The sequence below is a fragment of the Agromyces sp. NSFZ genome (genome assembly GCF_056156205.1).
Genome location: NZ_CM149585.1, coordinates 2,869,992 through 2,895,388, shown reverse-complemented (window position 1 = coordinate 2,895,388; position 25,397 = coordinate 2,869,992). Strand labels below are relative to the sequence as shown.

Sequence of the window (25,397 nt, the reverse complement as noted above, 5' to 3'; positions counted from 1 at the left end):
GGCGTAGCATCGTGTGGACGAACTCGCACAACGGTGAGGTTTCTTCGACATGTCAATATCCACGAAATGCGAGGCCTGATCCATGGCCGGCTATATCGTGCGCCGAGTCCTGCAGGTGATCCCTGTTCTCCTCGGCACCACCTTCCTGATCTACTTCATGGTCTTCGCCATGCCGGGCGACCCCGTCGTCGCCCTCTTCGGCGACAAGACCCCGCCACCCCAGGTGCTCGAGGCGCTGCGTGAGAGGTATCACCTCGATGAGCCGTTCATCGTCCAGTACCTGATCTTCCTCGGCAACATCCTCCGTGGCGATCTCGGCGTCTCCTTCTCCGGCCAGCCGGTCGGCGAGATCCTCGCCCAGACGTTCCCGGTCACGCTCCGCCTCGCGGCGATCTCGACGTTCTTCCTGATGATCGCCGGCATCTCGGTGGGCCTCGTCTCGGGCCTGCGCAAGGGCGGCGTCTTCGACGCCAGCGCACTCGTGGTGAGCCTCATCCTCATCTCGCTGCCGATTTTCGTCGTCGGATTCGTCGCGCAGTTCATCTTCGGCATCCAGCTCGGCTGGTTCAGGACCACCGTGGGCATCGGCGCCCCGACACAGGACCTGATACTCCCGGCGCTGGTGCTCGCGACCGGCAGCTTCGCCCAGATCGTTCGACTGACGAGGACGTCGGTCATCGAGACGGATGGCCTCGACTTCGTTCGCACCGCCGCGAGCAAGGGGCTGTCCCGTCGGCGGATCGTGCCCGTCCACATCCTGCGCAACTCGCTCATTCCCGTCGTGACCTACCTCGCCGTCGACTTCGGCGTCCTCATGGTCGGCGCGGTCGTCACCGAGGGCATCTTCAACGTGCCGGGTGTCGGTCGCACCGTGTACCAGGCGATCATCCGCGGAGAGAACCCGACCGTCGTCGCGTTCGTGACCGTGATGGTGTTGATCTACCTCATGGTCAACCTGGCGATCGACCTCCTCTACGCCGTTCTCGACCCGAGGATCCGCTATGCCAAGTAACGTCAACACCAGACCCGATCAGCAGCACTTCGTCGCTCCGATCGAAGAGACCCCGCTCGTCGCCATCGACTCCGTCAAGACCGAGGGCAAGCCCTCGAACCTCTGGCGCGATGCGTGGGCCGACGTCCGCAAGCGGCCGATGTTCTGGATCTCGGCCGCGATGATCCTGCTCGTCGTGATCGTCGCCCTGTTCCCGAACCTGTTCACCCAGGTGCCGCCCAACAACGACTGCCAGCTGTCGAACAGCAATGGCGGGCCCACTGAGGGGCACCCGCTCGGCTTCACCAAGCAGGGTTGCGACATCTACTCCCGGATCATCCACGGAACATCGACGTCGCTCTCGGTCGGCCTCATCGTCACGTTCCTCGTGGCGTTCCTCGGCGTCGTCTTCGGGGCGTACGCGGGCTTCTACGGCGGATGGGTCGACTCGGTGCTCTCGCGCATCGGCGACATCTTCTTCTCGATCCCCTACATCCTCGCCGCCGTGGTCGTCATGTCGGTCTTCTCGCAGTACGCGAACGTGTGGGTGATCTCGCTCGCCATCGGCATATTCGCGTGGCCATCCACGGCACGTGTGCTGAGAGCCGAGGTGCTGCGGGTGAAGAACGCCGACTTCGTGATGGCGGCGACCGCGCTCGGCGTCTCGCGATTCCGGATCCTGCTGCGCCATGTGCTCCCGAACTCGATCGCGCCGGTCATCGTCATCACGACGATCTCGCTCGCGTCGGCGATCGTGGCGGAGGCGACCCTGTCGTTCCTCGGCGTCGGACTGCCGAGCTCGACGATGTCGTGGGGCAATGACATCTCGGCAGCGCAGAACGACCTCCGGAACGCGCCGCAGACCCTCATCCTCCCGTCCATCGCGCTGTCGATCACCGTGCTGAGCTTCATCATGCTCGGCGAGGTCATCCGCGATGCGCTCGACCCGAAGGCGAGGGCCCAGCGATGAGCGACACCGTGAATCGAACCGACCTCGACCGCCCGATGACCGGCCGCGACGAGCGGCCCCTCCTCGAGATCAAGGACCTCGAGGTCGGGTTCAACACCCAGGAGGGCCTCGTGAAGGCCGTCGACGGGGTGAACATCACCCTGTACCGCGGTCAGAGCCTCGCGATCGTGGGCGAGTCGGGTTCGGGCAAGTCGACGACCGCGCACGCGATCATCAACCTGCTCCCGGGCACCGGCCACATCGCCGGCGGCCAGATCCTCCTCGACGGCCAGGACCTCGCGAAGGCCTCGCAGAAGGAGATGGAGGGCATCCGCGGCCGGAAGATCGGCTTCGTCCCCCAGGACCCGATGTCGAACCTCAACCCCGTGTGGTCGATCGGCTTCCAGGTCGAGGAGGCCATCAAGGCCAACGGCATCGCGACCGGCCGCAAGGAGGTCAAGAAGCGCGCCATCGAGGTGCTGAAGCAGGCGGGCCTCCAAGACGCCGATCGGCGCCTCCGGCAGTTCCCGCACCAGTTCTCGGGCGGCATGCGCCAGCGCGTGCTGATCGGCATGGGCCTCGCGGCCGATCCCCAGCTGCTCATCGCCGACGAGCCCACCTCGGCGCTCGACGTCACCGTGCAGCGCGTCATCCTCGATCACCTCGAGTCCCTCACGCGGGAGCTCGGCACGACCCTGCTGTTCATCACGCACGACCTCGGCCTCGCGGCCGAGCGTGCCGAGCAGCTCGTGGTGATGTACAAGGGCAAGGTCGTCGAGTCCGGGCCGTCGGTCGAGATCCTCCAGAACCCGCAGCACCCGTACACCCAGCGACTCGTCGCAGCGGCGCCGAGCCTCGCATCGCGGCGCATCCAGTCGAGCGGCAGCATCGCGGCGGCCGAATCGTCGATCTCGGAGGATGCCGCTCACGTGGCCGGCGAGGAGATCGACCTCATCGCCACGGCCGAGGCCCGCGCCGAGGCGCTCGAGGCTGCGGCATCCGCCCCGCCCGCGATCACGGTCGAGCACCTCACCAAGGTGTTCAAGATCCGCGGAGCGGGCGAGTTCACCGCGGTCGACGACGTCTCCTTCGAGATCGCGAAGGGCACCACCACGGCGCTCGTCGGCGAGTCGGGGTCGGGCAAGTCGACCGTGGCCAAGATGCTCCTCAAGCTCGAGGAGGCCACCAGCGGCAAGATCGTGGTCGGCGGCAAGGACCTCGCGGCGACCACAGGCAAGGAGCTGTTCCACCTGCGCAGCCGCATGCAGCCGGTCTTCCAGGACCCGTACGGGTCGCTGAACCCGCTGCGCAACATCGGCAACACCATCGCGGAGCCGCTGTTCACGCACAAGGTGGGCACGAAGGCCTGGCGTCGCGAGCGCGTGTACGAGCTCCTCGAACAGGTGTCGCTGCCGAAGTCGCTCGTCGGCCGGTACCCGAACGAGCTCTCCGGCGGACAGCGTCAGCGCATCGCCATCGCGCGAGCACTGGCCCTGAAGCCCGAGATCGTGGTGCTCGACGAGGCGGTCTCGGCACTCGACGTGCTCGTGCAGGCGCAGATCCTGCGCCTGCTCGCCGACCTGCAGGCCGAGCTGAAGCTCACCTACCTCTTCATCACGCACGACCTCGCCGTCGTGCGCGTCATCGCCGACAATGTCTGCGTGATGCAGAAGGGGCGCATCGTCGAGGCGGCGGCCACCGACGAGGTGTTCGACAACCCCAAGGAGCAGTACACCCGCGACCTGCTCGCGGCCATCCCCGGCGCGAACATCGAGCTCGGCGCCTAGCCGATCGCACGCCGCGAACGCCCGGGTCTCCGCTCGTCGGAGCCCGGGCGTTCGTCGTTCCCCATCGGCGCACGACGGTGGCACACGGCGATCGTTCGGCCGGGCACGGTAATGTAGAGGCGCGCGAGCCGTCGATCCACGGTCGTCGCGCTCCCACAGACTCTCATCAAGCGCGTCCGCGCCGTCGATCCGAGCCCGCACGCTCGAGGTCGACCGACGGATGCCCCACCGCGAGGAATCCACCACATGGCCAACGCCACCCGCAACGACCTGCGCAACGTCGCGATCGTCGCCCACGTCGACCACGGCAAGACGACACTCGTCGACGCCATGCTCAAGCAGACCCATTCGTTCGCCGAGCACGCCCACGTCGACGAGCGCGCCATGGACTCGAACGAGCTCGAGCGCGAGAAGGGCATCACGATCCTCGCGAAGAACACGGCGATCGAGTACGCCGGCGAGCACGCGACATCCGGGCCCGTGACCATCAACGTCATCGACACTCCGGGTCACGCCGACTTCGGCGGCGAGGTCGAGCGCGGCCTCTCGATGGTCGACGGCGTGGTGCTGCTCGTCGACGCGAGCGAGGGCCCGCTGCCGCAGACGCGGTTCGTGCTGCGCAAGGCGCTCGAGGCGCGTCTGCCCGTGATCCTGCTCGTGAACAAGACCGACCGGCCCGACGCCCGCATCGACGAGGTCGTCGCCGAGAGCCAGGACCTCCTGCTCGGCCTCGCGTCCGACCTGGCCGACGACGCCATGTCGGCGGGCACCGACGGCGACCTCGACCTCGACGCCGTGCTCGACGTGCCGGTCGTGTACGCATCCGGCAAGGCCGGCCGCGCCTCGACGACGAAGCCCGAGAACGGCAGCCTTCCCGACAGCGACGACCTCGAGCCGCTGTTCGAGGCGATCCTGAAGCACATCCCCGCCCCCACCTTTGACGACGAGGCGCCGCTGCAGGCGTGGGTCACGAACCTCGACGCGTCGCCGTTCCTCGGCCGCCTCGCGCTGCTGCGCGTGTTCAACGGCACCATCCGCAAGGGCCAGACCGTCGCATGGGTGCGTCACGACGGCTCGCACTCGAACGTGCGCATCACCGAGCTCCTCAAGACCAAGGCCCTCGATCGCTTCCCGGCCGAGGAGGCCGGCCCCGGCGACATCATCGCCGTCGCCGGCATCGAGGAGATCACGATCGGCGAGACGCTCGCCGACCCCGAAGACGTCCGGCCGCTCCCGGCCATCCACGTCGACGACCCCGCCATCTCGATGACGATCGGCACGAACACGTCGCCCCTCGTCGGCAAGGTCAAGGGCCACAAGCTCACCGCCCGCATGGTCAAGGACCGCCTCGACCGCGAGCTCGTCGGCAACGTCTCGCTCAAGGTGCTCGACATCGGCCGCCCCGACGCGTGGGAGGTGCAGGGCCGCGGCGAGCTGGCGCTCGCGATCCTCGTCGAGCAGATGCGCCGCGAGGGCTTCGAGCTCACGGTCGGCAAGCCGCAGGTGGTCACGAAGACGATCGACGGCAAGGTGCACGAGCCGTACGAGCACCTCACGATCGACGCGCCCGAGGAGTACCTCGGCGCGATCACGCAGCTCCTCGCCGCCCGCAAGGGCCGCATGGACAACATGGCGAACCACGGCACCGGATGGGTGCGCATGGAGTTCATCGTGCCGAGCCGCGGCCTCATCGGATTCCGCACCGAGTTCCTCACCATCACGCGGGGCACCGGCATCGCGAACGCGATCTCGCACGGCTACGACGAGTGGGCGGGCACCATCACGACCCGCAGCAACGGCTCGATCGTCGCCGACCGTGCCGGCGTGGTGACGCCGTTCGCGATCATCGCGCTGCAGGAGCGCATGACCTTCTTCGTGAACCCCACCGAGGAGGTCTACGAGGGCATGGTCATCGGCGAGAACTCGCGCAACGACGACATGGACGTGAACATCACGAAGGAGAAGAAGCTCACGAACATGCGTTCGTCGACGGCCGACACCTTCGAGTCGATGACGCCGTCGCGCCAGCTCACGCTCGAGGAGTGCCTGGAGTTCGCGCGTGAAGACGAGTGCGTCGAGGTCACGCCCGAGAAGGTGCGCATCCGCAAGGTGGAGCTCGACCAGACGGCGCGTGCGCGGGCCGCGTCGCGCCTCAAGAAGCAGGCCTGACCCACCTCGGCTCGTGCAGGAGAATGGACGCCATCCCTCGCCAGGGCAGGGCGATGTCAAGTGGTCGTTGCAACTTGTCGGGTGAGGAGCTCGTTGAGGGCTTGGGCTGGGGTGCGGTAGTCGAGGGTGGGTCGGGGGCGCCGGTTGAGGGTGTCCTGGACGCGGCGTAGCGCGTCGGCGTCCCAGGCGTTCAGGTCGGTGCCCTTGGTGAACCAGAACCTGAGGAGCCGGTTGGTGTTCTCGTTCGACCCACGCTGCCATGGTGAGTGGGGGTCGCAGAAGTACACCGGCGCCCGCAGGGCGAGCTGGATCCGTTCGTAGCCGGCCAGCTCGACACCACGGTCCCACGTGATCGACCGGCGAAGATGGTCAGGCAGTTCACCCATCCGCTCGATCATCGCGCCCGCGACCTCGTCCGCGGTATGCCGGTCCGGCAGGTGCAGCAGGATCACGAACCGGGTCGAGCGTTCCACCAGCGTCCCGATCGCGGACCGGTTCCCGGCGCCCATGATCAGGTCACCCTCCCAGTGCCCGGGCACCGCCCGGTCCGCGACCTCGGCCGGTCGGTCGCTGATCGTGAACGCGTCCTCGTAGATCGCCCGACCGCGTCGATCCACGCTGCCCCGAGGCTTGCGACGGGTGCGGCCAGTGGACAGCTTCCGCGCCAGGTCCTGCCGCAACACGCCGCGCCCCTGCACGTACAGGGCCCGGTAGATCGTCTCGTGACTCACCCGTCCAGTCTGATCCCGGTCGGGGTCGGCGGCGAGCATCCGCGCGATCAGCCCCGGACTCCAGCCATCATCCATCCACTCCTCGACCTGCCGCCGCAGCCGCGGATTCCCGGCGAGCTTGACGCGTTTCGGGCGGCGCCGCTTCGCGGCCGCGGCCCGATCAGCCAACGCGGCCCGGTACACCCCGTCCGCGCCCCGGTTCCGGGTCACCTCCCGGCTGACCACGGACTTGTCCCGGCCGATCATCGCGCCGATCTGGGCAAGGGTCAGTTTCCACGCCAGCCCTGCCTGGATCACCGCCCGATCCGCGTCCGACAGGTACCGGCCCGACTTCCCATGCGGCGGCGGCAACGGTTCGACCAGCCCGCCCCGACGCCCCTTCCGCAACGGCACACCCACGCTGGCAGCCTTCCACCACCGCTCCACCGTCGGCACCGGCACGCCGAGCAACCGTGCCGCGGACGAGACCGACTCCCCACCCAGCACCAAGGACACGAACCGCTCCCGGACCGCATCCGGATACAACCTCCGGCCACCCACGCAACACCTCCCATGTTGCAACGACCGTAAGAATCCGCCCAGGGGTTCGCCGCAATTCTCCTGCACGAGCCGAGGGGCTCGTTTGCTGGCACTCGGTGCCAGATCACGGAAAGATAACGGGATTCTCTCAGATTCGCTGCGTACGGTGGCCCCTATTGTCCGAAGCCCCCGAACCCGAACTTCGCAACTGAATGAATCCCCCAAAGACTCACGGCCGCCGTGCGGCCGCCCCCGCCTCTGTCCGAAACCGCCCCCGATCCACCCGTGAAGCCGGCGCCCCGCGCGCCGCTCACGCGGTGAACACCCGCAGCATCCCGAAGCAGGAGCGGGCAGGCGCCACGAGCGCCCCGCAGCGTTCCGCCTCCCGCGGCGGCCTCCGACCCGCCATCTCGACGATCGCGATGACCTTCGTCGGCGCCATGATGATCGCAACGAGCGTTCCCGCGCTCGCGGTCACCGCCACCGATCCCGAACATCGCGCCTCCGTGTACGCGCCGGCGGTGGAGGACACGATCTCGCAGCGCCCGCAGACGATCCAGATCGCGAGCGAGGCCGAGCTCTCCCCGGTCGCGACCGAGAGCTACGCCGTCGAGGCGGCGCCGCCGCCCATCGTCTCGCAGGTGGCCGGCGTCGGCGCCGTCGCGGTGATCGAGTCCGACCTCATCGTCTGGCCGGTCGTCAACCCCGAGAACCGCGCCTCGGGCTTCGGCCCGCGCGAGGCGCCGTGTTCCGGCTGCTCGACCTACCACGATGGCGTCGACTTCAACCCCGGCAACGGCACGCCCGTCATGTCGATCGCCGACGGCGTGGTCGTGCTCGCGACCGAGAACGGTGGCGGCCTGGGCGTGAACGTCGAGGTGCAGCACAACATCGGCGGCGAGCTCATCACCACGTCGTACGCGCACATGCAGTACGGGTCGCTCGCCGTGTCCGAGGGCCAGCGCGTGAGCGCGGGCCAGCAGCTCGGTCTCGTCGGCTCGACGGGCCAGTCCACCGGGCCGCACCTGCACCTCGAGATGTTCGGCGCCGACGGCGTGCGGTTCGACGGCTTCGCCTGGCTCAGCGCGCGCGTCGGCTGACCGACGCGTCGCCCGACCGACGCATCGCCCGACCCGTCTCAGGCGCCGAAGCGGGGTTCCCGCTTCTCGAGGAACGCGCTGACGCCCTCGCGCATGTCGTCGGTCTGGAAGGCGTCCTCGAACCCCTGCACCTCGAGCGCCGAGGCGACGTCGGTCGGGGTGCCGGCCGCCGCGACCAGCACGCGCTTCGCGAGCGCCACGGCGGTCGGCGAGTTCGCGGCGATCTCGTCGATCGTGGCGCGTGCGCCTGCGAGGAGCGACTCGCGATCGGCGAAGCGGCGCGCCACGAGGCCGAGGGCCACCGCTTCTTCGGTGCCGATGCGCCGGCCGGTGTAGATGAGCTCCTTCGCCCGGGCGGCGCCGACGGCGCGGGGGAGTCGCACCGTGCCGCCGAACCCCGGGATGAGCCCGAGCCGCACCTCGGGCTGGCCGAAGGCCGAGGCATCCGTCGCATAGATGAGGTCGCACGCGAGGGCCATCTCGAGGCCCCCACCGAGGGCGAACCCGTCGACGCAGGCGATCACGGGGGCCGGCAGTGCTTCGATCGCCGCGGCCACCCGATGCCCGAGGCGGGCGAGGTCGGCGGCCGGTCCGGGCTCGAGCGACGCCAGGCCGCGGATGTCGGCCCCGGCCACGAAGGCGCGACCACCGGCACCCACGAGCAGCGCGCCGCGCAGGCCGCGCTCGTCGGCGAGCCCGGTGAACGCGGCCTCGAGCGCGCCGAGCACCTCCGCCGAGAGCGCGTTGAGCGATGCCGGCCGGTCGATCGTGACGATCGCGACGCCGCCTTCCCGCTCCACCCGCACGGCGGGCTCCTCGGTCACGGCTCCCGTTGCGGCATCCGGCATTCGTCATCGATCCTCTCCGAGCGGCCCCTGCCGCGCCGCTGACCACGCTACGCCATCGTCTCGGCGGACTCGGCCGATAGAATCCGACACGAGCGGATGCCGCGCGCGCCGCGAATCCCCGACCGCACCCCAGAGGAGCCCGCATGCCCAGCCTGCCCGTCACGACCCGAGCCGCGATGGCGGTCGCGATCGCCGGCGTCACCGCCTCGCTCCTCACAAGCTGCTTCGCGAACCCGGTCGAGGAACTCGTGAACCGCAGCGTCGAGGGCGCGGTCGAGGAGGCGACCGGTGGAGACGTGAGCCTCTCGGGCGAGCTTCCCGCGGACTTCCCGGCGGAGGTGCCGGTGGTCGACGGCAAGATCGGCCTGTCCGCCGGCGCCGGCGGCACCGAGGGCTGGGTGGTCGCGGTCACCACCACCTCGAGTGACGCCCTCGCCGAGGCTGCCGCCGAACTCGAGGCGGCCGGCTACACCGAGGACACCTCGGTCTCCGGCGGGCAGCTCGGTGCGAAGGTCTACACCGGCGCCGGCTACCTGGTGCTGCTCGCCGGCGAGGGCAGCACGGTCTCGTACACGGTGACGCCGAAGGCGCAGTGACCGCCCCGGCCGGCCCCACCGACTGGACCTCGCGCGCGGGCATCCTCGCGCTCGGGATCCTCGTCGGCATCATCTACGGGTCGGTGGCGACGATCGGCCACCGCAACGAGCTCACGATCGGCGCCGTGGTCGTGCCGTGGGGGATCGTCGCGGCGCTCGTCGGCGTACTCGCCCTCCTCGTCGGCGTGCGGCTCGCGGCGGGCGGACGGCTCGCCGCCATCGGCGTGGCCGTCGGCATCGTCGGCACGGTGGCATTGCTGACGCTCCCAGGGCCCGGCGGCTCGGTGCTCATCACCGGCGACCTCCGCGGCACCGTGTGGGCGGTGGCGCCCGCCCTCCTGGCCGTGCTGGTGGTGGCGTGGCCCGAGCTTCCCGCACGGCGACGCGCGGCATCCGAGGCCGCTTAGACTGGAGTCCCAGCCCTGCGAGAGGACACCGAGCCAAGTGACCTACGTCATCGCCCTGCCGTGCGTCGATGTCAAAGACCGCGCCTGCGTCGACGAGTGCCCCGTCGACTGCATCTACGAGGGTGAACGCTCGCTCTACATCCACCCCGACGAGTGCGTCGACTGCGGCGCATGCGAGCCCGTGTGCCCCGTCGAGGCGATCTACTACGAGGACGACCTCCCCGAGGAGTGGGCCGACTACTACAAGGCCAATGTCGAGTTCTTCGACGACATCGGCTCGCCCGGCGGTGCTGCGAAGATCGGCGTGATCCCCAAGGACCACCCGCTCGTCGCCGCCCTCCCGCCGCAGGTGCACTGAACATGGCGCGGGGCGAACTGCCCGACTATCCGTGGGACCTCATGGGTCCGTATCGTGAGCGGGCGGCGGCGCATCCGGGCGGCATCGTCGACCTGTCCATCGGTTCTCCCGTCGATCCGACGCCCGTCATCGTCCGCGACGCGCTCGCCGCGGCGACCGACGCCCACGCCTATCCCACGACGGTCGGCACACCCGAACTCCGCGCGGCGATCGTCGAATGGTTCGAGCGGCGACGCGGCGTGACCGGCCTCACCGAGGCGAACGTGCTGCCGACCATCGGGTCCAAGGAGCTCGTCGCGCTGCTGCCGTTCCTGCTCGGCCTGGGCGATGGTGACGTCGTGGTGCATCCGCGTGCCGCCTACCCGAGCTACGAGATGGGCGCGGTGCTGACCGGGGCGACCGCCATGGCGTCCGACGACCCGGCGGAGTGGCCCGAGCAGACGCGACTCGTGTGGCTGAACAGCCCAGGCAACCCCGACGGCCGGGTCCTCACCATCGAGCAGCTCCGGGCCGCCCGCGCGCGGGCGCGTGAGCTCGGCGCGGTCATCGTCGGCGACGAGTGCTACGCCGAGCTCGGCTGGGAGGGCCGCTGGGCCGACGAGCCCATCCCGAGCCTGCTCGATCCCGCGGTGACCGACGGCGACCGACGCGACACGCTCGTCATCTACTCCCTCTCGAAGCAGTCGAACATGGCGGGCTATCGCGCCGCGTTCGTCGCCGGATGCCGCACCGTGATCGCCCGGATCACGAACGTGCGCAAGCACGCGGGCCTCATGCTGCCGCAGCCCTTGCAGCACGCGATGGCCGTCGCCCTGCGCGACGAGGTGCACGTGGTGGAGCAGAAGGAGCGCTACCGTGCCCGCCGCGCCAAGCTGAAGCCCGCGCTCGAGGCGGCCGGATTCCGCATCGACGGCAGTGAGGCCGGCCTCTACCTCTGGGCGACCGAGGGGCGCGATGCGTGGGAGAGCCTCGGAAGGCTCGCCGACCTCGGCATCCTGGGCGGACCGGGGCACTTCTACGGCATCCACTACCCGGAGCACGTGCGGCTCTCCCTGACCGCGGGCGACGAGCGGATCTCGGCGGCAGCGGAGCGGTTGCGGGCGGCGACGGGCGCCTGAGGCCGATACCGTGCGGTCGCTCCAACGGATACGCACCTCTCTTGGTGGATGTCACAGTGTGCCCCGAGCACGTCTAGGCTGTATTCGGGCCGCGGCCATCGGCCCCTGACCCCAAGGCAGGTGACCGCGCAAGTGACGATCACAGGAGGCGCCGTGAGCGACGTCGTGAACCAGGCACCCGGGCACGAGCCCCGGACCGCCACCCTCAGCTTCCCCGGCGGCACGGCCGAGTTCCCGATCCGCGATGCCGTCGACGGCCACTCGAGCATCGACCTGTCGAGCCTCACTCGCCAGACCGGCCTGACGGCGCTCGACTACGGCTTCGTCAACACGGCGTCCACGCAGTCGAAGATCACCTACATCGACGGCACCCAGGGCATCCTCCGCTATCGTGGCTACCCGATCGAGCAGCTCGCCCAGCATTCGACCTACCTCGAGGTGGCGTGGCTGCTGCTCTACGGAAGCCTCCCCACGACCGACCAGCTCGGCGAGTTCGACGAGAAGATCCGACGTCACACGCTCCTGCACGAGGACCTCAAGCGCTTCTTCTCGGCCCTGCCGCACACGGCGCACCCCATGTCCGTGCTCTCGAGCGCGGTGTCGGCACTGTCCACCTACTACGAGGACTCGTCGGATCCGCATGACCTCGACCACGTCGAGCTCACGATGGTGCGGCTCCTCGCGAAACTCCCGGTGATCGCGGCGTACGCGCACAAGAAGAGCACCGGGCAGGCCTTCCTGTATCCCGACAACTCGCTGAGCTTCGTCGACAACTTCCTGCGCCTGAACTTCGGCAACATGGCCGAGCCCTACGTCATCGACCCGGTGCTGTCGAAGGCGCTCGACCGCCTGCTCATCCTGCACGAGGACCACGAGCAGAACGCCTCCACCTCGACCGTGCGACTCGTCGGGTCGACGGGCGCGAACCTGTACGCCTCGATCTCCGCCGGGATCCAGGCGCTCTCGGGGCCGCTGCACGGCGGCGCCAACGAGGCCGTGCTCCAGATGCTGGCGCAGATCCGCGACTCGGGCGAGGGCGTCGCGAAGTTCGTCGAGCGCGTCAAGCGCAAGGAGGACGGTGTGAAGCTCATGGGCTTCGGGCACCGCGTCTACAAGAACTACGACCCGCGGGCCCGCCTCGTGAAGGAGTCGGCCGACGAGGTGCTCGCCGGGCTCGGGGTCAATGATCCGCTCCTCGACCTCGCGAAGGAGCTCGAGCAGATCGCCCTCGAAGACGACTACTTCAAGGAGCGTCGCCTCTACCCGAACGTCGACTTCTACACCGGCGTCATCTACAAGGCGATGGGCTTCCCCACGCGCATGTTCACGGTGCTCTTCGCGATCGGTCGGCTTCCCGGCTGGATGGCGCACTGGCGTGAGATGAACCTCGACCCCCAGACGAAGATCGGCCGCCCGCAGCAGCTGTACGTCGGCGAGCCCGAGCGTCGCTACCCCGGCGCTTGACCCACCGCGCGGCTCGCGAGTTCGCCGCCCCCGGCGCGTGACCGCCGGCGTCCGACGTCAGTCCGCGTCGGCCGGGCGCAGGTGCAGCGTGTCCTGCGCAGCGTCCTGCACGGCCGGCATCGTGAACGCCCACGGTCGGGTGTCGCCGCGCTGCCACAACCCCGCCTGGTCGTCGTAGTGCGGGTGGAACGCGTGGCCGGATGCGCCCGTCAGGTTCACCCAACGTGAGGCATCGAAGTCGCCGACGTCGATGACCATGCGCATGGACGGCACCCAGTCGACCTCGTAGCCCTGCGTCACGTCCCAGCCGATGGCGTTCACGATGTCGGAGCCGCCGCCGAGCGCATAGGGTCCGCGGTTGAAGAGCCATTCGATCGCCGCGATGCCCGATTCGCCGAAGCTCTGGTTCGTGAGCGTCAGCGTGTGCAGCCGGCCCCAGCGCCAGGAGCCCGTGTCGGAGCCCATGCGGTCGGATGCCTCGTGCCAGGCCGCCTCGAGCGCATGCGCGATCATGGCGTCGCGGCCGGTGACGCCGAGGTCGTCGTTCGTCCACCAACGCGCGTCGGGCTCGTCGAGGAGCTCGCCGACGACCGTGAACCAGCGATCACCGCCCTTCGGCTGAGCGTCCTCCGGCAGCGACCCGAACATCCCGTCGAGGAGGTTGCGCCAGAACACGGCGAAGTACGCCGCCGCCGCGCTGTCGGCGTCGGCGCGCTCGTTCCAGGTCTCGAGGAGCGCCGCGCCGCGTGCGGCGTCGCCGTCGAGTTCGAGCCCGGCGATCACCGGCACGAGCACGGCGGCGTTCGCGTCGGCGGTGTCGAGCTGCATCTCGGCGAGATCCTCGACCGCGAGCTTCTCGCCGGCGGCGATGCGCTCGTCGAGCATCCGCTCGATGGCCTCGGCTCGGTACCCGTGGTCCCAGTCGCTGGTGAACGCCGGGCCGTTCGCGCTCACGGCGTTGTTCGCGGTGACGAGATAGCCGCGCTCGGGGTTCAGCACCGAGGGCAGCTGGTCGAACGGCACCGTGCCCGCCCAGCCGTTCGCGCTCGTCCACCCGGGCATGGGCACCGTGCCGTCGCCCGCCTTCCTGACGGGGATGCGTCCGGGCGCCTGGTAGCCGATGTTGCCGTCGACGTCGGCGTACAGCAGGTTCTGGGCCGGCACGTCGAAGAGCGCGGCCGCCTGGCGGAAGCCGTCCCAGTCGCGGGCACGGTTCATGGTGAAGATGGCCTGGGCAGTGTTGCCCGGCGTCAGCGCGGTCCACTGCAGGGACACGGCGTTGCCGACGTCGTCACCGGATGCCTCCGGCCGGCCCTCGGCGATGGCCCCGTAGTCGCCGCCGACGTCGCTGACGAGCGGGCCGCGCTGCGTGGCCCGCACCGTGCGGGTGACGGGGTCGCCGCCTGCGACCTCGATGACCTCTTCGCGCACGGTGAGCGGCAGCATCGCGCCGTCGAACTCGTAGGTGTCGCCGTCGACCCGCTCGAGGTAGAGGTCGGCGACGTCGGGTCCGAGGTTGGTGAACCCCCATGCGATGCGGTCGTTGTGGCCGATGACGACGCCAGGCAGCCCCGAGAAGGTGTAGCCGGCCACGTCGAACCCGCAGTCGTCGCGGAGCTCGACGCAGTGCAGGCCCATCTGCGTCCAGATGGAGGGCATCGCGGGCCCGAGGTGGGGGTCGTTCGCGAGCAGCGGCATCCCCGACTCGGTGTGTGCGCCCGACACGACCCACGAGTTGGATCCGAGGTCGCCACCCTCGGCACCGAGCAGCTCGGGGATGCCGTCGAGGGCGGCGCGCAGGGACGCCAGGGGCGCAGCGTACGGGGCGAGGTCGGCCGACGGGACATCCGGGGCATCCGTCGTCGTGTCCGTCGCACTCGCGTCGGTCTCGGGTAGCGCCGTCACTCCGAGCGTCGCGGGCGCCGCGGACACGCCATCGACGATCGTGGGCTTCTCGCCCCACGGGAATCCGGGGTGCAGGCGCGCGACCTCCTCGGGGGGCAGGGCCGTCGAGAGGAGGGCCCGATCGATCTCGTCGCCGAGGTTCGACCGGAGGTCCCATGCCATGGCCTTGAGCCACGCGATCGAGTCGACCGGTGACCACGGCTCGGGGGAGTAGCCGGGGTTCTGCAGTCCGAGCACGGCGTACTCGAGCGAGAGCCCGGCGCCGTCGCGCTCGGCGAGGTAGGCGTTCACGCCCTCGGCATACGCCTCGTAGAGGGCGCGCGATCCCTCGTCGAGGAGCTGGTACTCCTGCTCGGCCACTCCACGCCAGTCGAGCATGCGGACGAACGTGTCGGTCGCGACCTGCGACTCGCCGAAGAGCTCCGAGAGGCGGCCCGCCGTCACGTGCCTGCGGAAGTCCATCTCCCAGAACCGGTCCTGAGCGTGCACGTAGCCCTGGGCGAAGAAGAGGTCGTGATCGGTCTCGGCGACCAGCTGGGGAACGCCGGCATCGTCGCGGTACACCGTGACGGTGGCCAGCAGGCCCGGCGCCTCGATGCGGCCGGAGGTCGTCGGGAACGATCGCTGCACGGTCCACCAGCCGAACCCCGCCGCGGTGACGGCCAGCGCGAGCACGGCGACGAGGAGCACGGTGAGGAACCGGAGGCCCCCGTGCCGGCGGGTTCTGGGTGCGTCGGTACCCACGTCACTCCTTCGTGCGGCGCATGGCGACGGCCGCCCCGCGGCGGCCTGAGCACCCCACTGTACCCCGCTCGGGCACCCCGGGAGCGTCGCCGGCGGCGACGCGTCTCCAGACCGTCAGGCGTGCAGCGCGGCGTTCAGCGTGACGCCCTCACCCGTGCGCGAGAGCACCTCGACCTGCCCGTTCAGCGAGTTGCGCCGGAAGAGCAGGTTCGGTTGCCCGGACAGCTCGACGGCCTTCACCGTTCGGCCGGGCTCGCCCGTGGCGCCGAGGACGACGACCTTCGTTCCCGCGGTGACGTAGAGGCCCGCCTCGACGACCGAGTCGTCGCCGATCGAGATGCCGATACCGGAGTTGGCGCCGAGGAGTGCCCGCTCGCCGATCGAGACGCGCTCGGTCCCGCCGCCCGAGAGCGTGCCCATGATCGAGGCGCCACCGCCGATGTCGCTGCCGTCGCCCACCACGACGCCCTGCGAGATGCGACCCTCGACCATCGAGGCGCCGAGCGTGCCGGCGTTGAAGTTCACGAAGCCCTCGTGCATGACCGTCGTGCCGGGCGCGAGGTGCGCGCCGAGGCGCACGCGCGAGGCATCCGCGATCCGGACGCGATCGGGCGTGACGTAGTCGAGCAGGCGCGGGAACTTGTCGAGGCCGGTGGCGTGGATGCCCGCCCGCTGCAGGCGCGGACGCAGTCGATCGAAGTCGGCCGGATGCACCGGGCCCGCGTTCGTCCACACGACGGCCGGCAGGTGCGCGAACACGCCGTCGAGGCTGAGCTCATTGGGACGAACGACGAGGTGCGAGAGCAGGTGCAGGCGCAGGTACGCGTCGGCCGTGCCGGCGGGCGCGGCATCGAGGTCGATCACGGTGGTGACCGGTCGCACGGTCACGGCGCGCCGCACATCGGGGCCGGAGAACTCGTCGAGGTCCGACGACGCGGCCGTGTCGGCGTCGTCGAGCGTGCCGAGCGCCGGTGCGGGGTACCACGCGTCGAGCACGGTGCCGTCGGCGGCCACCGTCTCGAGACCGTGACCCCAGGCGGAGCGGGCAGGGGAGGAGGCGGTGTCGTCTGCGGGCATGCTTCCAGCGTATCCGCGCACGAGCCACCCCGTTCCCCGATGACGACACGGGTCGGGCCCCGGGGCATCCGTAGACTCGTGGCATGCCGACTCCCGACTCGCCAAGGGCCGCGCTCGACCTCACCGCCGACTCCGTGGCCATCACGCAGGCCATCTGCGACGTGCCGAGCGTCTCGGGTGACGAGCAGACCCTCGCCGACCTCGTGGTCGAAGCGCTCGCCGCCGCACCGCACCTCGAGATCATCCGCGACGGCGACACCGTCGTCGCCCGCACGAACCTCGGCCGCGACCGCCGGGTGGTCATCGCCGGCCACCTCGACACCGTGCCGATCAACGGCAATGTCCCGACCCGGTACGAGACCATCGACGGACAGCGGTACCTGTGGGGCCGCGGCACGGTGGACATGAAGGCGGGCGTCGCGGTGCAGCTGAAGCTGGCGCTCGAGCTCGCCGACCCCATCGTCGACCTGACCTGGATGTGGTACGACCACGAGGAGGTCTCGGCCGAGCTCAACGGGCTCGGGCGGCTGGCCCGGCACCGTCCCGACCTGTTCACGGGTGACTTCGCGATCCTGGGCGAGCCGTCGAACGGGCAGGTCGAGGGCGGATGCAACGGCAACCTGCGCGTCGAACTGCGGGCCTACGGGCTCCGAGCGCATTCGGCGCGCAGCTGGGTGGGCGAGAACGCGATCCACAAGCTCGCGCCCGCGCTCGAGCGCCTCGCCGCCTACGAACCGGCGACGGTCGAGGTCGACGGGCTGGAGTACCGCGAGGGCTTGAACGCCGTGGGCATCACGGGCGGCATCGCCGGCAACGTCATTCCCGACGAGGCGATGCTGCACGTCAACTACCGGTTCGCGCCGAACCGAACGGTGGCCGAGGCGATCGAGCACGTCTCGGCGCTGTTCCCCGAGTACGAGCTCACGGTCGTCGACGAGGCCGAGGGTGCGCGGCCGGGCCTCGACGCGCCGCTCGCGCAGCAGTTCGTGCGTGCGGTCGGTGCACAGGCGAAGCCGAAGTACGGGTGGACGGATGTCGCGCGCTTCAGCGCCCTCGGCATCCCGGCCGTCAACTTCGGCCCGGGCGACCCGCTCAAGGCGCACGCCGACGACGAGCGCGTGGCCTGCGACCAGATCCTGTCGTGCGAGCGGGCCCTTCGGGCATGGCTGACCGGCGCAGCCTGAGCGACACGGTGGCGAGCACGCCGCTCGAGCGCGAGCGCGACCCGTTCAGGGCCACGCGATGGTCGCCGCGGGTGCGATGGCGCCTCGCGCCGTGGTGGGCGAAGGTCGTGCTCGTCTACTTCGGGGCGCGTGCGGTCACCACCGTGTTCCTGCTCGCGCTCTCGAGCGTGCAGGCGGCGAACCCCTGGACGGGGGCGCACCCCGACCTGTTCGAGTACTCGAACCTGTGGGATGCGCGCTGGTACCAGGTGATCCTCTTCGCCGGATATCCCACCGAGCTGCCGCTCACCGACGACGGGCACGTGGCCGAGAACGCGTGGGCGTTCCTGCCCGTCTACCCGGCGCTGGTCGGCTCGCTGGTGCTCCTCGGGCTGTCGTGGAACGTGGCCTCGGTGCTCGTGTCCACACTGGCCGGTCTCGGCGCTGCGCTCGTCTTCCATCGGCTGATGTCGCGGTTCCTCGAACCCGACCGGGCGCTGTTCGCCGTGGTGCTCTTCTGCGTCGCGCCGGTGGCGCCGATCATGCAGTTCGGCTACGCCGAGTCGCTCGGCTTCCTCTGGGTCGCGCTCGCCCTGCTGCTGCTCGTCGATCGGCGGTACGCGTGGCTGTTCCCGGTGATCGCGGTGTGGTCGTTCACGCGCCCCGGTGCCCTCGCCTTCGCCCTCGCGTTGGGACTGCACTGGCTCTGGCGCTGGTTCCGGCGCGACCGGGAGGCGTTCCCCGTGCGCGAGCGCGTGCTCGCGGCATCCGTCGCCGTCTTCGCCGGACTCGCCGGTCTCGCCTGGCCCGGGATCGTGTGGGCCGTGACCGGAGAGCTGCACGGCTACACCGAGACCGAGCTGGCCTGGCGCTCGGCGTACATCGGCTACGAGGAACTCGTGCCGTTCACGGCATGGTTCCAGTCGGGCGACTGGTGGCTCGGGCAACCGTTCGGTTCGATCGCGGTCGTCGCGCTCGTCGTCGCCTTCGGACTCGCGATCGCCTCGCCGGCGGTGCGCCGCCTGGGCATCGACATCCGGCTCTGGAGCGTGAGCTACGCGCTGTACCTGCTCGCCGTGTTCTTCCCGCAGTCGAGCACGTTCCGGATCCTCGCCCCCCTGTTCCCGTTGCTGGGCGCGCTCGCGCTGCCGCGAAACCGGTGGTACCGGTGCGGCGTGGTCGCGCTCTCTCTGGCGCTGCAGCTGGGGTGGCTGCTGCTCTGCTGGGGCATCGACGGCCGGGATTGGACTCCGCCCTGATGAGGCGGCGAATCGGGCGTTCCCGCGAAGCGTCTTCGGGGTGACCGGGCTGTAAACGTTGTCCACAGACGGGGCCGGGATTTCTCCGCGCCATGCGGCATGGCCGATAATGGAGGGGACAGCCACGAAAGGGGTAGCTCAATGGCGGCCATGAAGCCACGCACCGGAGACGGGCCTATGGAGGCTGTGAAGGAGGGTCGCCTCATCATCGTGCGGGTTCCGCTCGAGGGCGGCGGTCGCCTCGTCGTCTCGGTGAACGACGCTGAGGCCAAGGAGCTGTACGACGTCCTCGGCGGCGTCGTGAACCCCGCCTGAGGCGAGGGTCAAGCGCCCAACTTCACGATCTGCAACAGGCCGTCTCCCGCAGGGGAGACGGCCGTTGCCACTGCTGGGGAGGCCGACAGCTCGGCGATGAGCTCGCGGAACGCCGTTGCGGCGTCGTCGCGTCGGGCGGGATCGGCGACGCGCCCCTTCCAGAGTGCTCGCGCCACCAGTACGCAGCCGCCCGGCTTCGCGAGGCGCAGGCCGTGCTCGACGTACTCGATCACCGACGGGGCATCCGCGTCGATGAAGACCACGTCGTAACTGTTCTCGTTCATGCGCGGAAGCACCTCGCTCGCGCGACCCGCGATGAGCCGCACCCGCGCCGGCGCGATGCCGGCGTCGGCGAAGTGCTCGCGGGCGTGCTGCTGGTACTCGTTCTCGGTGTCGATCGACGTCAGCATCGCGCCGCGCACCGCCTGCAGCATCCAGAGGCCCGAAACCCCGACCCCTGTGCCGACCTCGATGATGGATTCGGCCCGCGCGGCCGCGGCGATCACCGCGAGCTGCGCACCGACCGCGGGCGAGACGGGCTCGATGCCGAGCTCGAGGGACTGCTGGCGGGCCTTCACGACCGTCTCGGTCTCGATGACCGAGTCGTCGACGTACTTCCAGTTCAGGTCTCTCTCGGACACGTGGCGACTCCCGGTGGCTGGCTCTCGACCCATTAGCCTACGGGCCTGCGAAGACGGCGTTCACGCGCCTCGCCGCCGACTATCCTGTAGGGGTGTTCGGTCTGACGTTCGAGAAGCTCCTCATCATCGGGGTGATCGCCGTCTTCCTGCTCGGACCCGAGCGTCTGCCCCACTACGCCGCCCAGCTCGGCCGGTTCGTGCGTTCCATGCGCGACATGGCGAATGGGGCGAAGTCCCGCATGCGCGAGGAGATGGGGCCCGACTTCGACGACGTCGACTGGCGCAAGCTCGACCCGCGCCAGTACGATCCGCGACGCATCATCCGAGAGGCGCTGACCGACGTCGACCCGTTCGCCGAACCGGAGAAGCCCGTCGTGGCGCGGGCGGCGGTGAACGAGAACTCCGCCTACCTGCAGCGCAAGCGCAAGCTCGACGCGCTCGGTGCGGGGGAGCCGGCGCCGTTCGACTCCGAGGCGACCTGACCGGGGCCGGCGGCCGCCGGCGTGCGGCCTAGCGCCGGCGCACGCCCCGGAGGACGCGGGCGAGCAGCACGAACAACTCCGCCAGCGTGCCGTACTCGCGCCCGGTGCGCGGCAGCTGCATGAGGCCCGTCGATCGGGAGACGGTGATCGAGTCGGCGAAGCGGAGCAGGCCCTCCGGGCCGTTTCGGCGGCCCACGCCCGACGCCTTGATGCCGCCCATGGGCGCATCGACCGAGCTGAACGTGCCGCGGTACCCCTCGTTGATGTTGATGCTCGCGGCCTCCAGCGCGTCGGCCACGCGGTTGCCGCGGCGGGCCGAACGCGTGAGCACCGCGGCGTTGAGGCCGTACTCGCTGTCGTTCGCCGCGAGCACCGCCTCCTCCTCGCTGTCGACGAGGTAGAGCGACACGATCGCGCCGAAGGTCTCCTCGGCGTACACGCGCATCTCGGGGGTGACGCCCGTGAGCACGGTCGGCTCGAAGAACCAGGGTCCGAGGTCGGGGCGGTGGTTGCCGCCCACCAGCACGGTGGCCCCCTTCGAGACGGCGTCGTCGAGGTGCGCCCGCACGTTCGCGAGCTGCTCGCTGCTGGTCAGCGACCCGAAGTCCATGGTGTAGTCGTGCGCCGTGCCGACCTCCGCCGAGCGCAGGCGCTCGACGAGCGCGCGCGTGAACGCGCCCGACACCGACCGGTGCACGTAGAGCCGCTCGATCGAGACGCAGAGCTGGCCCATCGCCGAGAAGCACGCGTACGCGGCATCCGCCGCCGCCTGCTGCGGGTCGACGTCGTCGAGCACGATGAGCGGGTTCTTGCCGCCGAGCTCGAGCGAGGCGCCGATGAGACGCCGGCCGGCCTTCTCGCCGATGCGACGGCCGACCGCGGTGGAGCCCGTGAAGCAGATGTAGTCGACCTCGTCGGTGAGCGTCTCGCCGACCTCGTGCGCCGTGCCGGTGACGACGGCCCAGAGCGCCTCGGGCATGCCCGCATCGATGAAGGCACGGCGCAGTGCGAGGATGGTGAGCGCACCCTGGTCGTCGGCCTTCTGCACCACGGCGCAGCCAGCCGCGAGGGCGGGCACCACGTCCATCGCGGCGAGGCTGAGCGCGAAGTTCCACGGCGTGATGACGCCGACCACGCCCTTCGGCCGGTATCGCACCCGGGTCGTCGTGACGAGGGGGACACCGGAGCGACGGCGACGGCCGCGCAGCACGCGGCGCGCCGACAGGGCGTTGTACCGGGTCACCGACGCCGACTGGAACACCTCTTCGAGCGCCTGGCCACGGCTCTTACCGCTCTCGAGCTGCACGAGGTCGAGCAGCAGATCGCGCCGGTCGAGCAGCAGGTCGTGCGCGCGCAGGAGCACGCGGCGGCGCTCGGCGAAGCCGGCCCTGGCCCACGCCAGCTGCGCGAGCCGGGCACGCGCGACGGCGTCGCGCACGTCGTCGGCGCTCGATCGCGGAAGCTCGTGGATGGCCTCGCCGTCGAGGGGGGAGGGCATGCTGATCGTCTCGGTGCCCGACGCGACGACGTCGTCGGCGAGGCTCGTGAAGAGGTCGTGGGTGGCCGTCGGCGCGCGCATGGGCACAGTCTAGGTCAACTGTCCCACTTGCCCGCCGGATGAGTACACTGCCACCATGACCGCACCGGAGCGACCCCTCTCCCGCGGCGTCGTCACCCGGTATGCGATCGGATCGATCGGCACCGGCGGCTTCGCGACGCTGCCCGGACTCGTGCTCGTGTACTTCCTCACCGACACGCTCGGCGTCGCGGCGCTCCTCGCCGGTCTCGTGGTCACGGGTGCGAAGGTCTGGGACGTCGTGATCGACCCGTGGATCGGCGAGCGGAGCGACCGCGCCCTCCTCCGCACCGGCACCCGCCGCACCTGGATGACGATCGGTGCGGCGACGCTGCCCGTCGGATTCCTGCTCACGTTCGCGGTGCCGGCGGGACTCGTGCCCGTGGCATCCGCCGCCTGGGTGTTCGTCGCATTCGTCGCCACCGCCACCGCCTTCAGCCTGTTCCAGGTGCCGTACATCGCACTGCCCGCCGAACTCACGCCCGACTACGACGCCCGCACGAAGCTGCTCACCTGGCGGGTCGTGGTGCTCACGGTCGCGATCCTGCTGTTCGGCGCCGGCGGCCCCGAGATCCGCGCAGCCTTCCCCGGCGACGAGCGCCTCGGCTACCTGGTGATGGCGCTGGTCGCGGGCGTGGTGATCGGCGTCGGCATGCTCGTCGCGGCGACGACGGCCGCGCGACACCGGGTGACGGGTGGCACCGCCGCGGATGTCTCCGTGCCGGGTGCCACGGCGTCAGATGTCTCGGTGGCGGATGCGTCGGTGCCGGACGCTTCGGCGCCGGGCGCCCCGCCCGCACGGCGCATCGGCACCGGCTACGTCGAGGGCCTCGCCGCCCTGCGTCGGAGCGCCCCGTTCCGGGCACTCCTGGCGGCATTCGTGCTGCAGGGACTGGCCACGGGCGCCATGCTCGCGGGTGCCCAGTTCGTGGCCACGTGGGTGCTCGGCAACGAGCGTCTCGTGACCCCGCTGTTCGTCGCGCTCATCGCACCCGCGGTGCTCTGCGCGCCCGCATGGGAACGCGTGGCGCGCCGCGTCGGCAAGGAGCGGGGATTCGTGATCGCGAGCGTGCTGTTCGCGGTCGCGGCGGCGAGCCTCGTCGGCATGCTCTGGGCCCCGGGTGCGTGGGTGTACGCGCCGGTGGCGCTCGCCGGCGCCGCCTACGCGGGCATGCAGTCGCTCCCGATGGCGATGCTGCCCGACGTCATCTCGCACGACGCCAGGCGGCACGGCGCGGGCCGGGCCGGAAGCTTCGGCGGCGTCTGGACCGCGGGCGAGACAGCGGGCATGGCGCTCGGCGCGACGCTCCTCACGATCGTGCTCGCCGTCACCGGCTACATCGAATCGACCGGGTCGGCCGCGGTCGAGCAACCCGGCGCGGCGATCGCCGGCATCACGATCGCGTTCAGCCTGCTTCCCGCGGGGCTCGTGCTCGCGAGCCTCGCGCCGCTGCGCCGGTATCCGCTGCGCAAGGGCGATATCGAGGCGGATGCCGCGGCACCGGCGGTGCTGCGATGAGCGCCTTCGAGCGGAGCCCCGACGAGGTGCTCGCCGAACTGGAGGTCCTGCGGAGCGCGGATGCGCCGACCCATGGCGGACGCGTGCTCTCGTACGTCTACGACTCGGGGCTTCCCGAACTCGACGACCTCGCCGCCCGCGCCGCACGCATCGTGCAGCCGGTCAACGGGCTCGACCCGACCACGTTCACGTCGGTCGCCGTGATGGAGGCGGACGTCGTCGGATTCGCCAGGCGAGTGTTCCATGGGGACGCCGCCGCCATCGACGGGGTCGTCGTCGGCTCGGTCACCTCGGGCGGCACCGAGAGCTGCCTGCTCGCGGTGAAGACGGCGCGCGACGTCTGGCGCGCCGCCCGAGCCGGGACCTCGCGCATGCCGCGCATCGTCGCTCCCACGACGGTGCACGCAGCGTTCCACAAGGCCGCGCACTACTTCGGGCTCGCGCTCGACCTCGTGCCGGTGGATCCCGGCACCGGGGCGCCGACGCCCGCAGCGATCGAGCAGCGCCTCGGCGACGACGTCGCCCTCGTGGTGCTCAGCGCACCGTCGTATCCGTTCGCGACCCTCGACCCGATCGCCGACGTCGCCGCGATCACGGCGCCCCGCGGCATCGCCCTGCACGTCGACGCCTGCATCGGCGGGTTCGCGCTGGCCTTCTGGCCCGACGACCTGCCCCTGTGGGACTTCCGCGTCCCGGGCGTCACGAGCCTGTCGGCCGACCTGCACAAGTACGGCTACGCGCCCAAGGGCGTGTCGGTGCTCCTCACCCGGGGTCGCGACCGGCAGCGCCACCAGTACTTCGCGACGACCGCCTGGCCGGGGTATCCCGTCGTGAACCCGACGATGACGGGGTCGAAGCCCGCCGGCCCGCTCGCTGCCGCCTGGGCACTGGTGCAGGTCCTCGGCGAGCGCGGCTTCCGCGAGCTCACCACGCGAGCCGCCTCGGCCACGCGCGAGCTTCGCGACACGATCGACGGCATCGAGGGGCTGCGCGTGGTCGGCGAGCCCACCGGCCCGCTGCTCGCCGTCGCCGCCGACGAGCGAGCACCCGTCGAACGTCGGGTCGACCCGCATCACTGGGCGGATGCCGCGCGCGAATCGGGCTGGCACGTGCAGCTGCAGCCCGGCCGCATCCAGTCCGACGGCACGCGCCTGCCGCACACGACGCACCTCACCGTGACCCCGGTGACGGATGGGGTGGTCGCCGAGCTCACGGCCGCGCTCGTGGCCGCCGCCGATCGGGTGCGTGGCGTGCCGGCGGTCGACGGCGGCGAGCTCGTCGCGGGGCTCGCCGAACAGCTCCCGGGCGGGGCGGACGCGCTCGCCGGGGCATCCGTCGCCGGGGTCGACTCCGACGCGGCGGCGGCACTGCTCGGTGCCTTCGGGCTGCTCGGCGGCGAAGGCGCGGGCGGGGCCCTGCCCGATCGACTCGCGCCCGTGCTGGCGCTCGTCGAGGCGCTGCCCGGCCCGCTCACCGAGCGGCTGCTCATCGAGCTGCTCGCCCGCGTGGTCGAGCCGCGCGACTGAATCGCTCGCGGCGGTTGCCGCCCGCCCCAGTCGCCCGTGTCGGTCGAGAAGGCGGGTTTGCAGGGTGCGACCGTGCATGCGGGACTTCTGGAGTGTGGTGGGGCGGGCGAATGCGGCATCCGGTCGCCCGCGTCGATCGAGAAGGCGGGGTTG

The 25,397-nt window shown here is 70.6% G+C and carries 22 protein-coding genes; 16 read left to right on the top strand and 6 right to left on the bottom strand.

Annotated features, from left to right (window positions below; translation table 11 throughout):
* The first annotated feature begins 82 nt into the window (after positions 1–82).
* From ACVFI9_RS13610 to typA, 4 genes are all read left to right on the top strand, one after another.
* Positions 83–1,012 carry an ABC transporter permease gene (locus ACVFI9_RS13610; protein WP_474762751.1) on the top strand — a complete coding sequence of 310 codons (930 nt, stop codon included), beginning with the start codon at positions 83–85 and terminating at the stop codon, positions 1,010–1,012.
* The gene (locus ACVFI9_RS13605) at positions 1,002–1,961 is read left to right on the top strand and encodes an ABC transporter permease (RefSeq protein ID WP_474762750.1); all 960 of its coding nucleotides are present in this window, start codon (positions 1,002–1,004) and stop codon (positions 1,959–1,961) included. The genes ACVFI9_RS13610 and ACVFI9_RS13605 overlap by 11 nt, the downstream gene beginning before the upstream one ends.
* On the top strand, positions 1,958–3,727 hold the full coding sequence (locus ACVFI9_RS13600; RefSeq protein WP_474762749.1) for a dipeptide ABC transporter ATP-binding protein: 1,770 nt from the start codon (positions 1,958–1,960) through the stop codon (positions 3,725–3,727). Before ACVFI9_RS13605 ends, ACVFI9_RS13600 begins: the two co-directional genes overlap by 4 nt.
* Before the next feature lie 246 nt (positions 3,728–3,973).
* Positions 3,974–5,896, top strand: coding sequence for a translational GTPase TypA (typA, locus tag ACVFI9_RS13595; protein ID WP_474762748.1), 1,923 nt, complete (start codon positions 3,974–3,976; stop codon positions 5,894–5,896).
* 56 nt (positions 5,897–5,952) lie between these two features.
* On the opposite strand, the gene ACVFI9_RS13590 is transcribed toward typA, so the two are convergent.
* Positions 5,953–7,167, bottom strand: coding sequence for an IS30 family transposase (locus tag ACVFI9_RS13590; RefSeq protein ID WP_474762373.1), 1,215 nt, complete (start codon positions 7,165–7,167; stop codon positions 5,953–5,955).
* A gap of 296 nt (positions 7,168–7,463) precedes the next feature.
* Between ACVFI9_RS13590 and ACVFI9_RS13585 the strand changes: the two genes are divergently transcribed.
* A complete protein-coding gene (locus ACVFI9_RS13585; RefSeq protein WP_474762747.1) occupies positions 7,464–8,246 on the top strand; it encodes a M23 family metallopeptidase in 783 nt (260 codons plus the stop codon).
* 38 nt (positions 8,247–8,284) lie between these two features.
* Here ACVFI9_RS13585 and ACVFI9_RS13580 read toward each other — a convergent pair whose 3' ends face one another.
* Positions 8,285–9,094, bottom strand: coding sequence for an enoyl-CoA hydratase/isomerase family protein (locus tag ACVFI9_RS13580; RefSeq protein ID WP_474762746.1), 810 nt, complete (start codon positions 9,092–9,094; stop codon positions 8,285–8,287).
* A 143-nt stretch (positions 9,095–9,237) separates the two neighbouring features.
* Between ACVFI9_RS13580 and ACVFI9_RS13575 the strand changes: the two genes are divergently transcribed.
* From ACVFI9_RS13575 to ACVFI9_RS13555, 5 genes are all read left to right on the top strand, one after another.
* Positions 9,238–9,690, top strand: a complete 453-nt coding sequence (locus ACVFI9_RS13575) for a hypothetical protein (protein ID WP_474762745.1) — start codon at positions 9,238–9,240, stop codon at positions 9,688–9,690.
* Entirely contained in the window at positions 9,687–10,097 is a 411-nt protein-coding gene (locus ACVFI9_RS13570; RefSeq protein WP_474762744.1) for a hypothetical protein, read from the top strand. Before ACVFI9_RS13575 ends, ACVFI9_RS13570 begins: the two co-directional genes overlap by 4 nt.
* Before the next feature lie 37 nt (positions 10,098–10,134).
* Positions 10,135–10,455 (top strand): ferredoxin, encoded by a 321-nt coding sequence (fdxA, locus tag ACVFI9_RS13565; protein WP_142139444.1) that lies wholly within the window; start codon positions 10,135–10,137, stop codon positions 10,453–10,455.
* A gap of 2 nt (positions 10,456–10,457) precedes the next feature.
* Positions 10,458–11,573 carry a succinyldiaminopimelate transaminase gene (gene dapC / locus ACVFI9_RS13560; protein WP_474762743.1) on the top strand — a complete coding sequence of 372 codons (1,116 nt, stop codon included), beginning with the start codon at positions 10,458–10,460 and terminating at the stop codon, positions 11,571–11,573.
* A 165-nt stretch (positions 11,574–11,738) separates the two neighbouring features.
* Positions 11,739–13,037 (top strand): citrate synthase, encoded by a 1,299-nt coding sequence (locus ACVFI9_RS13555; protein WP_474766263.1) that lies wholly within the window; start codon positions 11,739–11,741, stop codon positions 13,035–13,037.
* 57 nt (positions 13,038–13,094) lie between these two features.
* Here the strand turns inward: ACVFI9_RS13555 and ACVFI9_RS13550 are convergent, their stop codons facing one another.
* Together ACVFI9_RS13550 and dapD are read right to left on the bottom strand one after the other, a co-directional pair.
* Complete coding sequence (locus tag ACVFI9_RS13550; RefSeq protein ID WP_474762742.1) at positions 13,095–15,686, bottom strand: penicillin acylase family protein; 2,592 nt, start codon at positions 15,684–15,686, stop codon at positions 13,095–13,097.
* A gap of 114 nt (positions 15,687–15,800) precedes the next feature.
* Entirely contained in the window at positions 15,801–16,763 is a 963-nt protein-coding gene (gene dapD / locus ACVFI9_RS13545) for a 2,3,4,5-tetrahydropyridine-2,6-dicarboxylate N-succinyltransferase (RefSeq protein ID WP_474762741.1), read from the bottom strand.
* A gap of 83 nt (positions 16,764–16,846) precedes the next feature.
* On the opposite strand from dapD, the gene dapE reads away from it, so the two are divergent.
* The 3 genes from dapE (at position 16,847) to ACVFI9_RS13530 (ending at position 19,500) form a co-directional block, all read left to right on the top strand.
* Complete coding sequence (gene dapE / locus ACVFI9_RS13540; protein ID WP_474762740.1) at positions 16,847–17,947, top strand: succinyl-diaminopimelate desuccinylase; 1,101 nt, start codon at positions 16,847–16,849, stop codon at positions 17,945–17,947.
* Entirely contained in the window at positions 17,926–19,185 is a 1,260-nt protein-coding gene (locus ACVFI9_RS13535; RefSeq protein ID WP_474762739.1) for a hypothetical protein, read from the top strand. The genes dapE and ACVFI9_RS13535 overlap by 22 nt, the downstream gene beginning before the upstream one ends.
* Before the next feature lie 141 nt (positions 19,186–19,326).
* Positions 19,327–19,500, top strand: a complete 174-nt coding sequence (locus ACVFI9_RS13530) for a DUF3117 domain-containing protein (RefSeq protein WP_067875042.1) — start codon at positions 19,327–19,329, stop codon at positions 19,498–19,500.
* Positions 19,501–19,508: 8 nt separating this feature from the next.
* Here the strand turns inward: ACVFI9_RS13530 and ACVFI9_RS13525 are convergent, their stop codons facing one another.
* Positions 19,509–20,141, bottom strand: a complete 633-nt coding sequence (locus tag ACVFI9_RS13525) for an O-methyltransferase (RefSeq protein WP_474762738.1) — start codon at positions 20,139–20,141, stop codon at positions 19,509–19,511.
* Positions 20,142–20,233: 92 nt separating this feature from the next.
* Here ACVFI9_RS13525 and ACVFI9_RS13520 point away from each other — a divergent pair, with 92 nt between their 5' ends.
* A complete protein-coding gene (locus ACVFI9_RS13520; protein WP_474762737.1) occupies positions 20,234–20,623 on the top strand; it encodes a sec-independent translocase in 390 nt (129 codons plus the stop codon).
* A 28-nt stretch (positions 20,624–20,651) separates the two neighbouring features.
* Here ACVFI9_RS13520 and ACVFI9_RS13515 read toward each other — a convergent pair whose 3' ends face one another.
* Positions 20,652–22,202, bottom strand: a complete 1,551-nt coding sequence (locus ACVFI9_RS13515; protein WP_474762736.1) for a succinic semialdehyde dehydrogenase — start codon at positions 22,200–22,202, stop codon at positions 20,652–20,654.
* A 55-nt stretch (positions 22,203–22,257) separates the two neighbouring features.
* On the opposite strand from ACVFI9_RS13515, the gene ACVFI9_RS13510 reads away from it, so the two are divergent.
* Both ACVFI9_RS13510 and ACVFI9_RS13505 read left to right on the top strand, forming a co-directional pair.
* Positions 22,258–23,718 carry an MFS transporter gene (locus tag ACVFI9_RS13510; protein WP_474762735.1) on the top strand — a complete coding sequence of 487 codons (1,461 nt, stop codon included), beginning with the start codon at positions 22,258–22,260 and terminating at the stop codon, positions 23,716–23,718.
* Complete coding sequence (locus ACVFI9_RS13505) at positions 23,715–25,244, top strand: pyridoxal phosphate-dependent decarboxylase family protein (RefSeq protein ID WP_474762734.1); 1,530 nt, start codon at positions 23,715–23,717, stop codon at positions 25,242–25,244. The genes ACVFI9_RS13510 and ACVFI9_RS13505 overlap by 4 nt, the downstream gene beginning before the upstream one ends.
* Positions 25,245–25,397: the final 153 nt, after the last annotated feature.